Source organism: Streptomyces sp. NPDC057136 (assembly GCF_042670885.1).
In the GTDB taxonomy this organism is placed as follows: Bacteria; Actinomycetota; Actinomycetes; order Streptomycetales; family Streptomycetaceae; genus Streptomyces.
Genome location: NZ_JBHUUV010000036.1, coordinates 1 through 13,864, shown reverse-complemented (window position 1 = coordinate 13,864; position 13,864 = coordinate 1). Strand labels below are relative to the sequence as shown.

Genomic DNA, 13,864 nt, shown 5'->3' with positions numbered 1-13,864 from the left:
GGCGGGTGATAGAAAGAATCCTTGCCCGGAACGCACCCAGGGGGAACGCACGGATGAGTCAGCCGCCCGGCCAGCAGCCGCCGCAGGGGGTCTTCGGGGCCCCTTATGAGCCGGAGCCCGGAGGGTTCGGGGGATCACCTGAGCCGTACGGGCAGCAGGTGCAACCGGGGTACGGGCAGCCCGGTTACGGCTATCCGCAGCCCCAGCCCCAGCCCCAGTCGCAGCCCCCACTCCCGCCTCGGCCGCCCAACGGGCCAGGTCGTGGTGGGCGCTTCAAGGGGAGGCCCGCGCTCGTCGTCGCCACGGTGCTCGCCGTCGCCCTTCTCGCGGGTGGCGGTGTCTGGTTCGCCACGAGCGGCGGCGACAGCGACGGAGGGAAGAAGCCCACCGCCGGGAAGAGTTCCGAGTCCGGGCAGCCGTCCACGTCGCCCACCGGGGACGACAGCAAGGGCAAGGGCAAGGGCACGGGCAAGGACAAGGCTGCCGATCCCGAGAGCGCCGAGAAGCTCAACGCCGGTCGCAAGCCGGGCGAGGCGAAGGTCCTGTGGATTCAGCGGAACGGCGTCGACCTGCCCCGTAACGGCTTCGACGCCCACGGCCCGTGGATCGTCGGCGACACCGTCGTGAAGGCCATGTACCGCACGGTGTCCGGCTATTCGGTCACCGACGGCAAGCAGAAGTGGAGCCTGCGCCTCACGGGCGAGGTCTGCGCGGCCCCCACCCAGGCGTCCGCCGATGGCAAGCTCGTGATCGGTATCGAGGACAGCACCGCGAGCGACGCGTTCTGCGACCAACTCCAGATGATCGACCTCACCACGGGGAAGGCGGGCTGGCACAGGTCCTATGTGCGCTCGGGCGCCTGGGACGAACTGTCCGACGTCTCGATGGCGATCAACGGCGACACCGTGACCGCAGGACGCACCAGCCGGACGAATGCCTTCCGGATCAGTGACGGCAAGCAGCTGTGGGACAAACTGCCCACCAACTGCCAGCCGTTCGGCTTCGTCAGCGGACCGCTCCCGCTCGCCGCCGCCAGCTGTCAGACGGAGGCGGACGACCACCTCGAGCAGCTGGTGCAGCGGATCGACCCGGTCACCGGCAAGGTCGCGTGGACGTACAAGGTCAAGAAGGGCTGGACGGTGGACCAGTTCTACTCGGTCACCCCGCCGATCGTCTCCCTGAAGAAGGTCGACGGGTGGGCCATCGTCGTACTCAACGCCGACGGCACCTTCCGCTCCCAACTGATCGGCGGCACCGACGACTACGCGACGCGGTGCGGCAGCGACCTCCTCACCCGGGGCAAAAACGTCGACAACTGCCTGGGTGTCGCGGCCGATGCCGACACCGTCTACCTGGCGACGAAGCCGGAGTTCGTCGGCTCCGGGATGACCAACGCGGTCGTGGCCTTCGACCTGGACACCGGCAAGTCCTCCTGGAAGGTCGCGGCGCCCGCCGGACAGACCCTCATGCCGCTGCGGGTGGAGGGCGGCAAGGTGCTGAACTACCTGTCCCCGGGGGAGGGAAAGACCAAGAACCAGGGTGGCGGGATCATGGCGCTCGCGCCGACGGGTGGCGCTTTGCAGCCCGTTCTGCGGCACCCCTCCTCGGGGGCTGCCGTGGAACGGGGCTTCTTCAGTCCCCGGGTCGTCTACGCGAACGGGCGCTCCCTCCTCATGCACGCCTATGTCACCGGGCCCACCGATGAGGAGGAGATCGCGCTGAGGACGATGATCAGCTACGGCGACTGACAGGCTTTCAGCTCCGGCTGAGGCGTAACGAGGGAATCACGGGGCGGTTCTCCCTTGGGAACAGGGGGTGGACCGACCCCGTGTTCGATGTGGTGCGAGTGGTAAAAATAAGCCCCGCTCGACTGTCGCAACACCGCGGAAGCCATGCCCGTTTCGCTCCTTTCCGAGGGGTATCAGCCCAGCGGAAACGCGGGGGAGACCGAAACGGGCACCGGGCCGCGCCGCACGAAGGGGGACGTGCTGATGACCCAGCCGCCCAGCCAGCAACCGCCGCAGGGAGGCTTCGGGGCTCCGCAGGAGCCGCCGCAGGGAACTCCTCAGCCGCCGCCGCCCCACGGGCAGCCCCCGCAGACCCCGCCGCCCGCGCAGCCGCCGCAGATGCCGGCCGCCGCCCCGCAACCGCCGCCGGGCCAGCCCGGTTACGGCTATCCGCAGGCGCCTGGCCAGGCCCCGGGCCAGGCCACGGGACCGTACGCCCAGCAGCCCGGCCCGTACGGGCAGCAGCCGGGGCCGTACGGCCAGCAGCCCGGCCCCTATGGCCAGCAGCCGGGGCCGTACGGTCAGCAGACGCAGCCCGGTTACGGCTATCCGCAGCAGCAGTACCCCGGTGCGCCCGTCCCCGGCGGCCCGATGGGACCCGGCGGGTCCGCGGGACCCGGCGGAGGTAACCCGTTCAAGGGCAAGCCCGCGATGATCATCGGTGCGGCGGTCACCGCGCTGCTCGTCATCGGTGGCGTGGTGTTCGCGACGAGCGGCGGCAGTGACGACGGCAAGAAGCCCATCGCCAAGAAGAGCACCGACGCCGGGCCGAGCGCGTCCCCCACGGTCGACGAGGGCGACGGCAACGGCGACGGCCGCGAGGTCGACGACGACCTGAACGCCGGTCGCAAGCCGGGCGAGGCGAAGGTCCTCTGGCTCCAGACGAACGACGTCGACCTGCCCCGCAACGGCGCGGACGTGTACGGCCCCTGGATCGTCGGCGACACCGTCGTCAAGGGCATGTACCGCACGGTCTCCGGCTATTCCGCCGCCGACGGCAAGCGGAAGTGGACCCTGCCGCTGCCCGCCGATCTGTGCGCCGCGCCCACGCAGCCCACCGCCGACGGCAAGCTCGTCATCGGCGTGAAGGACAGCACCAAGGACAGCGCCGACTGCGCGCTGCTCCAGATGATCGACCTCAACACCGGCAAGGCCGGCTGGAAGAAGACGGTCGAGAAGAGCAGCACCTGGGACCTGATGTCCGACATCGGACTGGCGATCAGCGGGGACACCGTCACCGTCGGACGCACCAGCAACTCCAACGGCTACCGCGTCAGCGACGGCAAGGAGCTGTTCGGCAAGCCGGAGGGCAACTGCCAGCCGTTCGCCTTCGCGGGCGGCCCCAAGCTGATCGCCGCGGCCAGCTGCCGCACCGATGACATCGAGAACCCGCAGCACCAGATCCAGGAGATCGACCCCGTCACCGGCAAGCCCAAGTGGACGTACAAGCCCGCGCGGGGCTGGGAGATCAACAAGGTCTACTCGGTGAGCCCGCTGGTCGTCTCGCTGACCCAGGAGAAGGACGGGAAGCAGGAGAAGTGGTCCATCCTCGCCATCAAGGAGAACGGCACGCTCCGTTCCCAGCTGGTCGGTGACGAAGAGGACAAGTTCTCGCCCAACTGCGGCGGCGGCTTCGCGATCTTCGGCGAGGAGCTCGAAGGGTGCACCGGCGTCGCCGCCGACGCCAACACCTTCTACATGGCGACGGAGGACGACTCCAGCGGCGGCAGCCGTACGAACAAGGTCGTCGCCTTCAACCTGAACACCGGCAAGCCCAAGTGGAAGGCCGCGGCCCCCGCCGAGCGCGTCATGACGCCGCTGCGGATGGAGGGCGGCAACGTGCTGCTCTACCTGGAGGCCTCGTACGACAAGGGCGGGGCCATCGCCACGCTCGCTCCGACCGGCGGCGCCCCCACCGTGGTGCTCCAGCACCCCGAGTCGACGACGGGCATCGAGAGCACCTTCTACTCGTCGAAGATCGCCTACGCGGGCGGCCGTTCGTTCATCCTGAGCGGGCGCGTCAGCGCCGGCAGCGACAAGGAGGAGAAGGAGCAGAAGACCATGATGGTCTTCGGCAAGTGACGGTTCACGACGGCACTCGACCCCACACTCCCCTTCCTTCAGAGGTAAGCACTCCATGACCCAGCCGCCCCAGCCGTCCAACGAGCCGCCCCAGGGCGGATTCGGTGCCCCGCAGAACCCGCCGCCGTCCGGCGGCTTCAGCAAGCAGCCGCCGCCCGCACCGCCGACCCCGCCGGCCCCCGCTCCGGGCGGCTACGGCACCCCGCAGGCGCCCCCGCCCGGGATGCCGCCGCAGAACCCGGGTTACGGCTACCCGCAGACCCCGCCGCAGACCCCGCCCCCGGGAGCGCCCCCGGCACAGCCCGGTTACGGCTTCCCGCAGACCCCGCCGCCCGGACAGCCGGGCATGCCCCCGCAGCAGGGATACGGCTACCCGACCGCGCCCATGCAGCCGCAGTACCCGGGACAGCCGGCCGGGAACGTCAAGAAGTTCTCCACCCAGATGCAGATCATCGTCGCGGCGGCGGCCGCCGTGGTGCTGATCATCGGCGCCGGAGTCGTCTACTCGGCCACCAGCGGTGACGAGGGGACCGGCAAGGACATCGACGTGTCGACGGCCGGCCCCACCGGCGGCGAGAACAAGGGCGGCGAGGACGGCGGCCTCGGCGGCGGCGACGAAAAGGCACCGGCGAACAACAAGTCGACGGTCGGCTTCCAGCTGCCCCAGCCCAAGGTCACCGACACCACGACGGTCGCGGGCTCCTGGCTCACCGACAAGGTGTACGTGAAGACCGGTGTGTACGAGATCGTCGGCTACGACCCCGCCAAGGGCACCAAGCTCTGGTCGATCCCGCTGCCCGGCCAGGTCTGTTCCGCGTCCAAGCACATGAGCAAGGACTTCAAGACGGCCATCGTCTTCGAGGCGGGCAAGCCGACCAAGGCGGAGAAGTACCAGCCCTGCAACCAGGTCGGCGCGCTCGACCTGGCCACCGGCAAGCTGCTCTGGAGCAAGTCGGTCACCGCGGCCACCGGCGGCGACGAGCCCGTCAGGTACGACGAGGTCACGGTCAGCGGCAGCACGGTCGCCGCGGGCGGTACCAGCGGCGGCGCCGCGTTCAACCTCACCACCGGCGCCGAGCTGTGGAAGCCGACGGCCGACGCGGACGGCTGCTACGACATGGGTTACGGCGGAGGCGAGGCCCTGGCCACGGTCCGCAAGTGCGGTTCGTACGACAGCCCGCAGCTGACCGTCCAGGCACTGAACCCGACCACGGGCGCCCCGATCTCCTCGTACAAGATGCCGCCCGGTATCGAATACGCGAGCGTCGTCTCCACCAAGCCGCTCGTCGTCGCCGCCGACGTCGGTGACACCGCCGGTGACGGCAGCGGCATCTCGGACTTCTTCTCGATCGACGCGGCCACCGGCAAGCTGCTCGTCCGGATCTCGGCCGACGCGGACAAGTACGCGGCCCGCTGCGGTTCCACCGAGGTCGAGACCTGCCAGCACCTCGCCGTCGGCAACAACAGGCTGTACGTGCCGACCGAGGAGCACGAGGGCGGTGGCGAGTACGGCGACACCAACGAGATCGTCGCCTTCGACCTGACAACGGGCAAGCTCGTCGGCGGCAAGGCGGACGCGGGCGACCGTTACACGCTGACGCCGCTGCGCATGGACGGCACCAACGTCATCGCGTACAAGGCGCCCCCGTACGACAAGGGCGGCCAGATCGTCTCCATCGACGGTGGCACCTTCAAGGAGACGCTGCTGATGGAGAATCCGAGCGACGAGGCGGTGCGCGACGCGGAGAGCAGCTTCTCCGGGGACTACGCCGAGGTCATCTACTCGAAGGGACAGCTGTTCCTGTCCGAGACGATGATCAGTGAGCCGCGCGAGAGCTCACTGGACGACAAGGAGTACCTCGTCGTTTCCTTCCGCACCAGCTGACCCAACTGACGCGCTGACCCAGCGGATGCACGCACACGGCCCTGCCGGTCGATCAACCGACCGGCAGGGCCGGTCGTTTTCTGACCGTCAAATGCCCTTCAACCAAGCAGAATTCGGCATTCCCGGACGCTTCTGAGGGGTAAGGGGCGCGCAAGGTCGAACAAGCGTGTAGCTTGCCGGGTCACGGCCGGGGGGCCGGGCTCGCAGGGGCATACAGGGGTACATGGGGGTTGCTCGATGAGCGTGCGGCTCATGGTGGTCGACGATCACAGACTGCTCGCCGAGGCACTTGCCTCGGCGCTGAAACTGCGCGGACACCGGGTGCTTGCCGCGGCCGCGCCGACGTCCGGTGCGGCCGAACTCGTCGTCAGCAGGGCGCCCGAGGTCTGTTTGTTCGGTACCGCGACGCCCGCGGAACCGGGGACGTTCGACCCGATCGCCCGGATCGGGCGGGAGCGTCCCCAAGTGGCGGTCGTAGTGCTCGGCCCCGTGTCGAGCCCGCGCGGGATCGCGGCGGCGTTCGCGGCGGGGGCCGCCGGGTACGTGCGTCACGACGAGCGGATAGAGGGCGTCGAGCGGGCGATCATCAAGGCCAGGGCCGGTGAGGCGGCGGTCGCGCCGCAACTGCTCAGGGCGGCGTTCACGGAACTGCTCAACCCGGCGGTGCAGCCCGACGACGAGGGACAGCGGCTGCTGCGGATGCTCACCCCGCGCGAGGTCGAGGTGCTGGTGCGGGTCGCGGAGGGCGAGGACACCCGGCTGATCGCGGCCGGCATGGGGATCGCGTCGAGCACCGCGCGTACGCATGTGCAGCGGGTACTGATGAAGCTGGGTGTCGGTTCCCGCCTGGAGGCGGCGGCGCTCGCCGCCCGTACCGGGCTGCTGGACCGGGCGGTCCTGGATACGAGGCAGGCGCCGGACCTCCTCGCCTGATCACGAAGAACAGCCCGGGCGCCGGCATGGCGCCGTTTCGCGGTGAGCCGCGCACTGGTTCGCGGACAGCCGCGCGCACTGGCGACCGCCACGTACTCACGACTGTGACCCACTGACGACTGCGACGCATCGAGCCGTCTTCGCTCAGGCACGCGCCGCACACCACCCACGCATGGCCACGCACGGCACACGTGTGCCCATTTCCGCAGGCCCGTTGACGTGTCTGTTGGGTTGTGATTCATTGTGTGCGGTTATGTTTGGAGGAACCTGGTGAAGAAGACGGTTACGAGCCTCGCCGACGGCCGTGAGCTGATCTATTACGACTCCGCGGACGACACCGTCCGCGATGCCATCGACCGCCGACCGCTCGACGCCGTTTCGACCTCGTCCGAGGTCCGCCGCGATCCGCTGCTCGGCGACAGCGTCGCCATCGCCTCGCACCGTCAGGGGCGCACGTACCACCCGCCGGCGAACGAGTGCCCGCTCTGTCCCTCCCAGGGCGACCGGCTGAGCGAGATCCCCGACAGCCACTACGACGTGGCCGTCTTCGAGAACCGCTTCCCGTCCCTCGCCGGGGACGCGGGCCGCTGCGAGGTCGTCTGCTTCACCTCCGACCACGACGCCTCGTTCGCCGACCTCACAGAGGAGCAGGCGGCCCTGGTGCTGGAGGCGTGGACCGACCGCACCGCCGAGCTCGCCGAGCTCGACCAGGTCACCCAGGTGTTCTGCTTCGAGAACCGGGGCGCCGAGATCGGCGTCACCCTCGGCCACCCGCACGGGCAGATCTACGGCTACCCCTTCGTCACCCCGCGCACCGAGCTGATGCTGCGCTCGGCGCACAAGCACCGCGAGGAGACCGGCCGCAACCTCTTCGACGACGTGGTGGCCCGTGAGCTCGCCGACGGTGCCCGCGTGGTGCTGTCCGGCGAACACTGGGTGGCCTTCGTGCCGTACGCGGCGCACTGGCCGTACGAGGTGCACCTGTACCCGCGCCGCCGCGTCGCCGACCTGCGGGACCTCGACGAAGCGGCCCGCACAGAGTTCCCACAGATCTATCTGGAACTCTTGAGGCGATTCGACCGGATCTTCGGCCCCGGCGAGCCGCCGACCCCGTACATCTCGGCCTGGCACCAGGCACCGTTCAGGGTGGCCGGCCGCGAGGACTTCGCGCTCCATCTGGAGCTTTTCACCATTCGGCGGACCTCGGGCAAGCTGAAGTTCCTCGCGGGCTCCGAATCCGGTATGAGCGCATTCATCAATGACGTGCCGCCGGAGGCCGCGGCCCAGAGACTGCGAGAGGTAGCGAGCGAGTGAGCAACTCCCGGAAGAAGTACCTGGTGACCGGCGGGGCGGGATACGTCGGCAGTGTGGTCGCCGCGCATCTGCTGGAGGCCGGTCACGCGGTGACCGTGCTGGACGACCTCTCGACCGGATTCCGGGAGGGCGTCCCGGAGGGGGCCAAGTTCATCGAGGGCCGCATCCAGGACGCCGCCAAGTGGCTGGACCCCTCCTACGACGGCGTGCTGCACTTCGCCGCGTACTCCCAGGTCGGCGAGTCCGTCGTCGACCCGGAGAAGTACTGGGTGAACAACGTCGGCGGGACCACCGCCCTGCTCGCCGCGATGCGCGACGCCGGAGTGCGGACCCTGGTCTTCTCCTCCACCGCGGCGACCTACGGCGAGCCCGCCTCCAGCCCCATCACCGAGGCGTTCCCGACCGCGCCGACCAACCCGTACGGCGCGAGCAAGCTCGCTGTCGACCACATGATCACCGGCGAGGCCGCCGCACACGGCCTGGCCGCCGTCTCGCTGCGCTACTTCAACGTGGCGGGCGCGTACGGCAGTTCGGGCGAGCGGCACCACCCCGAGTCGCACCTCATCCCGCTCGTCCTCCAGGTCGCCCTCGGACAGCGCGAAACGATCTCCGTGTACGGGGACGACTACCCGACCCCCGACGGCACCTGCGTCCGCGACTACATCCACGTCGCCGACCTCGCCGAGGCCCACCTCCTCGCACTGGAGGCCGCCGCCCCCGGCGAGCACCTGATCTGCAACCTGGGCAACGGCAACGGCTTCTCCGTACGCGAGGTCATCGAAACCGTCCGGCAGGTCACCGGCCACCCCGTCCCCGAGACCGCGGCCCCCCGCCGCGCCGGCGACCCGGCCGTCCTCGTCGCCTCCGCCGCCACCGCCAGGGAGCGCCTCGGCTGGCAGCCGTCCCGCGCAGATCTGGCCGGCATCGTCGCCGACGCCTGGGCCTTCGCCCGCAGGGAGGAATCCGCCTCATGACATCCGGACCCGCAGACATCGAGGCCACCTTCACCGAGCTGTACGGGAGCGCTCCCGAAGGGGTGTGGGCCGCACCCGGACGGGTGAACCTGATCGGTGAGTACACCGACTTCAACGACGGCTTCGTGATGCCGCTCGCCCTCCCGCACACCGCGCTCGCGGCGGTCGCCCGCCGCACCGACGGCGAGCTGCGGCTGCACTCCACCGACGTGCCCGGCGGCGTCGTCCAGCTCCGCGTCGACGAGCTGGCCCCGCACGAGGGCCACGGCTGGGCGGCCTACCCGGCCGGCGTGGTCTGGGCCCTGCGCGAGGCCGGTCACCCGGTCACCGGCGCGGACATCCAGGTCACCTCCACGGTCCCGACCGGCGCCGGGCTCTCCTCGTCCGCCGCCCTCGAAGTGGTCACCGCGCTCGCCCTGAACGACCTGTTCGAGCTGGGCCTGAGCCCCGCCGAGCTGGCGGTGCTCGGCCAGCGCGCCGAGAACGCGTTCGTCGGCGTCCCCTGCGGCGTCATGGACCAGATGGCCTCGGCGTGCTGCACCGACGGCCACGCCCTGTACCTCGACACCCGCGACCTCACCCAGCGCCAGGTGCCCTTCGATCTGGCCGCCCATGGCCTGCAGCTCCTGGTCGTCGACACCCGGGTCAAGCACGCCCTGGGCGACGGGGCGTACGCGGAGCGGCGCGCCGGCTGCGAGGAGGGCGCCCGGCTGCTCGGCATTCGGACGCTGCGCGAGCTCCCGTACGACGGTCTCGGCGCCGCGCTCGACGCCCTGGCCGCGGCCGGCGCCGACGAGTCCGTCGTGCGCTACGTACGCCATGTGGTCGGCGACAACCACCGGGTCGAGCAGGTCATCGCACTGCTCGACGCGGGCGGGGTGCGTGCGGCGGGCCCGGTCCTCAACGAGGGCCATGTCTCGCTCCGCGACGATCTGCGGGTCTCCTGCCCGGAGCTGGACCTGGTGGTCGCCACGGCGAACGCGGCCGGGGCGCTCGGTGCGCGGATGACCGGCGGCGGTTTCGGCGGCTCGGTGATCGTGCTGGTGGAGGAGGCGGACGCCGAGGCAATCACCAAGTCGGTGCGGGAGGCGTTCACTTCGGCCGGTTACGCCGCGCCGGGGGTCTTCCCCGCCGTGCCGTCCGACGGAGCGCGCAGGCTCAGCTGACGATTCGTTTCACCAGGATGAACTCGGTGACGCCCGGCGGGTAGTTGTCGATCTGCCCGACCACCTCGTACCCCTGTTTCTTGTAGAAGGCGGGGGCCTGGAAGTCCCAGGTCTCCAGCCGGGAGTCGGTGCAGAACCGCTCGGTGCGGGCCACCCGTTCGGCTTCGGTCAGCAGTCGTGAACCGAGGCCGAGTCCGCGGTGGCTCGCCTCCACCCAGATCAGATGGACGTGGAGCCAGTACGCCCAGGTTCGCCCGCACAGACCACCGATGATGCCTCCCTCCTCGTCCAACGCCCAGACCTCCAGGGGCACTTCGTGTTCGGCCGGGGTGGAGAGCAGTGCGCGGAGCTCGGGTGACGCGGCTCTGTTGTCATCACGCAGTCGACCGCTCAGCAGAATGCGACGTTCTTTGTCTACTTCTGTCTCAAGACGGAACATGAAGCACACCCTAAACACCCTGGGCGACCAGTTCTGCGAATTCGCTTCCGCTCCCGGCCCCCGCCCGTACGCTGATGCTCAGCACCGGTGGGGGCCGGTGCCGATTCAGGGGAGCGAGACAGTCGGGTACGACGCCCGGGACGGGTGGCAGTCGGCGTACGGCGGCGGCCGTGTACCGGGGACCGCCGGAACGTTCCGGACGTCGTACCCGTAGCTGTCGGTCCCCACGATGGGGGTGTCTGTGGCTCGTATCCGGGTTCTGGTGGTCGACGACCATCGCATCTTCGCCGAGTCGCTCGCGGCGGCCCTCGCGGCCGAACCGGACGTCGACGTGTCGGCGGCGGGCAGTGGCCCGGCCGCGCTGCGCTGTCTGGAGCGCGCGGCCGCCGAGGGCCGTTCGTACGACGTCCTGCTGATCGATGCCGAACTGGGCATTCTGGCAACGGGCGGTGCCCGCGCCGTCCCCGTACCGAACAACGGGGAGAACGGCCTGGTCGACGGCATCTCGCTGGTCGCCGGAGTCCGTACCGGCCAGCCGTCCGTCCGTACGGTGGTGCTCGCCGAGCGGGACGATCCGCGCCGCGCGGCGGCGGCGCTCCAGGCCGGTGCGTCCGGCTGGGTGGCCAAGGACTGCTCGCTGCAACGGCTGCTCGCGGTCATCCGGGGTGTCCTGCGCGACGAGACCCATCTGCCGCCCGCGCTGCTGACCGGTGTCCTGCGGGAGCTGACGGCGGCGCGCAAGCACCGTACGGAGGGCGAGCGGCTCATCGAGTCGCTGACCCCGCGCGAGTGCGAGGTGCTGCGGTGCATGGTGGCGGGGCTGGGCCGCAAGGCGGTCGCGGAGCGGCTCTTCCTGTCCCCGCACACGGTGCGTACGCATATGCAGAACGTGCTGGGGAAGCTGGGCGTGCACTCCACGCTGGCCGCGGTGGCGCTGGCGCGGCGGGCGGGTGTCGGACCGGCCGATCTGTCGGTCGGCCCGCTGTCCGGACAGGCCCTAGGGCCTGTCCTAGCCGGGCACGTTGTCGAACGGGGCGGTCAACTCGCGTAGCAGTCCGGCCAGTTCGCCGCGCTGCTGGCGGGAGAGCTGTCCCAGGATGGCGCGTTCCTGATCGAGGAGGCCGGCCAGTGACTGGTCGGCCTTGTCCTGGCCCTCGGCGGTCAGCCGCACGAGTACGCCGCGCCGGTCGCTCGGGTCGGGGAGGCGCTCGACGAGATTCTTCTTGGTCAGCCGGTCGATGCGGTTGGTCATCGTGCCCGAGGTGACCAGCGTCTGGGTCAGGAGCTGACCGGGGGAGAGCTGATACGGGGCGCCCGCGCGCCGCAGCGACGTCAGTACGTCGAACTCCCACGGCTCCAGGTTGTGCTCGGCGAAGGCGATCCTGCGGGCCCGGTCGAGGTGGCGGGCCAGGCGGGAGACGCGGCTCAGCACCTCGAGTGGTTCCACGTCGAGGTCGGGGCGCTCTCGGCGCCATGCAGCGACCAGTCGGTCGACCTCGTCCTCCATGTGGATCAGTGTAGAGGGTCTGTCGACATAGAGTCTCTTGAATTCGAGTCTCTTGACATCAAGATACTTTGGGATGATCCTGGCTCCCATGACCGCACCCCTCTGGGATCCGCAGCAGTATCTGCGCCACGCGGACCACCGCACCCGCCCCTTCCGCGACCTCCTGGCCCGCATCGGCGAGCTCCCGGGCCTCCCCGCGCCCCGTATCGCCGACCTCGGCTGCGGGGCGGGCAACGTCACCACCGTGCTCGCCGACCGCTGGCCGCAGGCCCGTATCACCGGTTACGACAACTCCCCGGAGATGCTGTCCCGCGCCGCCGCCCACGCCCGGCCGGGCCTGGACTTCGCCACGGCCGACGCCGCGACCTGGGAGCCGTCGGAGCCGTACGACCTGATCGTCTCCAACGCCCTGCTCCAGTGGGTCCCCGGCCACGCCGACCGCTTCCCCGTCTGGCTGGACGCACTCGCCCCCGGCGGCACGTTCGCCTTCCAGGTCCCCGGCAACTTCACCGCCCCCAGCCACACCCTGCTGGCCGCACTCCGCGACTCCCCCCGCTGGCGCTCCCGCCTGCACGGCGCAGGCGACCGCACCGCAGCGGTTCTCGGCCCCGCCGACTACCTGACCCGCCTGCGCTCCCTCGGCTGCGAGGCGGACGTCTGGGAAACCACCTACCTCCAGACCCTCCAGGGCGAGGACCCGGTCCTCGACTGGGTCAAGGGCACCGCACTGCGCCCGGCCCTCACGGCTCTCGCCGACGACCCGGAAGCCCGCGACGCCTTCCTCACCGAATACCGCGACCTCCTGCGCACCGCCTACCCGACGGGCCCGCACGGCACGGTGTTCCCGTTCCGCCGCATCTTCGCGGTGGCGCGCAAGGGGGCGTGATGATCGCCGCACTCGACCACGTCCAACTCGCCGCCCCCGAAGGCTCGGAGGACGCGCTGTGCACGTACTGCCCGCTCTTGCTGCTGCAGGAATGCTTACCTGCTCTGGCCTTCGCCGATGCAGGTATGGATTCCCGGGCGGTCAGGGAGGATCAGAGGTAGGATAGGTAGCATGAGCGAGCCTACCGGCAAGTACTCGATCACCATGCCTCGCGACATCGCCGAGGCCGCCCGCACTCGAAGTGGCCCCTCCGGCCTGTCGGCCTATGTCGCCGCCGCTGTCGCCCGCCAGATCGAACGAGACAACCTCAACGAGCTCATCCAGGTCGCCGAGGCAGAGCACGGGCCCATCGCCGACGAGGAGATCCAGGCGCTGCGGGACCAGCTCCACCAGGCCCGTCAGCAGCAGGCGCGGAGCGAGGCGGACGCCGCGTGACCCGTGCCCCCGCCACGCCCGGCGGCACCCTGGTCCTGGACAGCGAGGGGCTGGCCAAGGCCGTTCTGCGCGACCGCACGGTCACCGGCTGGCTGGCCCTCGCCCGCGCCGACGACATGCGCGTCATCACGTCCGCGGCCACGCTCGTGGAAGTGGTCCATCCCCGGATCAACCGCCCGGCCCTGGAGTGGACCCTGTCCCGCATCGTCGTGGAACCGGTCACCGAACCTCTGGCCCGCCACGCCGCAGGGCTCCTCGCCGACGCCGGTCTGCACGGACACAAGTACGCCATCGACGCCATGCTCAGTGCCGCGGCGCTGGCCGCCCCCAGTCCCGTCACCGTACTCAGCTCGGACCCTGAGGACCTCACCGTGCTGTGTGGTGGACGCGTCACAGTCATCAAGGTCTGATCCCGTTTTCGGGAGCAACGGGCCGCGCACCCCCGGATTCCAGGGG

At 70.3% G+C, this 13,864-nt stretch carries 13 protein-coding genes; 11 read left to right on the top strand and 2 right to left on the bottom strand.

Features of this window, described 5'->3' with window-relative positions; all coding sequences use genetic code 11:
- The first annotated feature begins 53 nt into the window (after nt 1–53).
- From ACFT7S_RS31300 to galK, 7 genes are all read left to right on the top strand, one after another.
- Nucleotides 54–1,748, top strand: a complete 1,695-nt coding sequence (locus ACFT7S_RS31300; RefSeq protein WP_382737525.1) for a PQQ-binding-like beta-propeller repeat protein — start codon at nt 54–56, stop codon at nt 1,746–1,748.
- A 243-nt stretch (nt 1,749–1,991) separates the two neighbouring features.
- The gene (locus ACFT7S_RS31295) at nt 1,992–3,869 is read left to right on the top strand and encodes a PQQ-binding-like beta-propeller repeat protein (RefSeq protein ID WP_382737524.1); all 1,878 of its coding nucleotides are present in this window, start codon (nt 1,992–1,994) and stop codon (nt 3,867–3,869) included.
- 55 nt (nt 3,870–3,924) lie between these two features.
- Nucleotides 3,925–5,754: a PQQ-binding-like beta-propeller repeat protein gene (locus tag ACFT7S_RS31290; protein WP_382737523.1), complete on the top strand. Its 1,830-nt coding sequence runs from the start codon at nt 3,925–3,927 to the stop codon at nt 5,752–5,754.
- 237 nt (nt 5,755–5,991) lie between these two features.
- Complete coding sequence (locus ACFT7S_RS31285; protein ID WP_382737522.1) at nt 5,992–6,687, top strand: LuxR C-terminal-related transcriptional regulator; 696 nt, start codon at nt 5,992–5,994, stop codon at nt 6,685–6,687.
- A 270-nt stretch (nt 6,688–6,957) separates the two neighbouring features.
- On the top strand, nt 6,958–8,001 hold the full coding sequence (galT, locus tag ACFT7S_RS31280; RefSeq protein ID WP_382737521.1) for a galactose-1-phosphate uridylyltransferase: 1,044 nt from the start codon (nt 6,958–6,960) through the stop codon (nt 7,999–8,001).
- Nucleotides 7,998–8,975, top strand: coding sequence for a UDP-glucose 4-epimerase GalE (gene galE / locus ACFT7S_RS31275; RefSeq protein ID WP_382737520.1), 978 nt, complete (start codon nt 7,998–8,000; stop codon nt 8,973–8,975). The genes galT and galE overlap by 4 nt, the downstream gene beginning before the upstream one ends.
- Nucleotides 8,972–10,141 (top strand): galactokinase, encoded by a 1,170-nt coding sequence (galK, locus tag ACFT7S_RS31270; RefSeq protein WP_382737519.1) that lies wholly within the window; start codon nt 8,972–8,974, stop codon nt 10,139–10,141. Before galE ends, galK begins: the two co-directional genes overlap by 4 nt.
- Here galK and ACFT7S_RS31265 read toward each other — a convergent pair.
- Nucleotides 10,134–10,580: a GNAT family N-acetyltransferase gene (locus ACFT7S_RS31265; RefSeq protein ID WP_382737518.1), complete on the bottom strand. Its 447-nt coding sequence runs from the start codon at nt 10,578–10,580 to the stop codon at nt 10,134–10,136. The two genes, galK and ACFT7S_RS31265, sit on opposite strands and share 8 nt — an antisense overlap.
- A 241-nt stretch (nt 10,581–10,821) precedes the next feature.
- Between ACFT7S_RS31265 and ACFT7S_RS31260 the strand changes: the two genes are divergently transcribed.
- The gene (locus ACFT7S_RS31260; RefSeq protein WP_382737517.1) at nt 10,822–11,631 is read left to right on the top strand and encodes a LuxR C-terminal-related transcriptional regulator; all 810 of its coding nucleotides are present in this window, start codon (nt 10,822–10,824) and stop codon (nt 11,629–11,631) included.
- Here ACFT7S_RS31260 and ACFT7S_RS31255 read toward each other — a convergent pair.
- A complete protein-coding gene (locus ACFT7S_RS31255) occupies nt 11,590–12,087 on the bottom strand; it encodes a MarR family winged helix-turn-helix transcriptional regulator (RefSeq protein ID WP_382737516.1) in 498 nt (165 codons plus the stop codon). The two genes, ACFT7S_RS31260 and ACFT7S_RS31255, sit on opposite strands and share 42 nt — an antisense overlap.
- 73 nt (nt 12,088–12,160) lie before the next feature.
- Between ACFT7S_RS31255 and ACFT7S_RS31250 the strand changes: the two genes are divergently transcribed.
- The 3 genes from ACFT7S_RS31250 (at nt 12,161) to ACFT7S_RS31240 (ending at nt 13,818) form a co-directional block, all read left to right on the top strand.
- Nucleotides 12,161–12,973 (top strand): trans-aconitate 2-methyltransferase, encoded by an 813-nt coding sequence (locus ACFT7S_RS31250; RefSeq protein WP_382737515.1) that lies wholly within the window; start codon nt 12,161–12,163, stop codon nt 12,971–12,973.
- Between the two features lie 171 nt (nt 12,974–13,144).
- Nucleotides 13,145–13,408, top strand: a complete 264-nt coding sequence (locus ACFT7S_RS31245) for a CopG family transcriptional regulator (RefSeq protein ID WP_382737514.1) — start codon at nt 13,145–13,147, stop codon at nt 13,406–13,408.
- Entirely contained in the window at nt 13,405–13,818 is a 414-nt protein-coding gene (locus tag ACFT7S_RS31240) for a DNA-binding protein (protein ID WP_382737513.1), read from the top strand. The genes ACFT7S_RS31245 and ACFT7S_RS31240 overlap by 4 nt, the downstream gene beginning before the upstream one ends.
- Nucleotides 13,819–13,864: the final 46 nt, after the last annotated feature.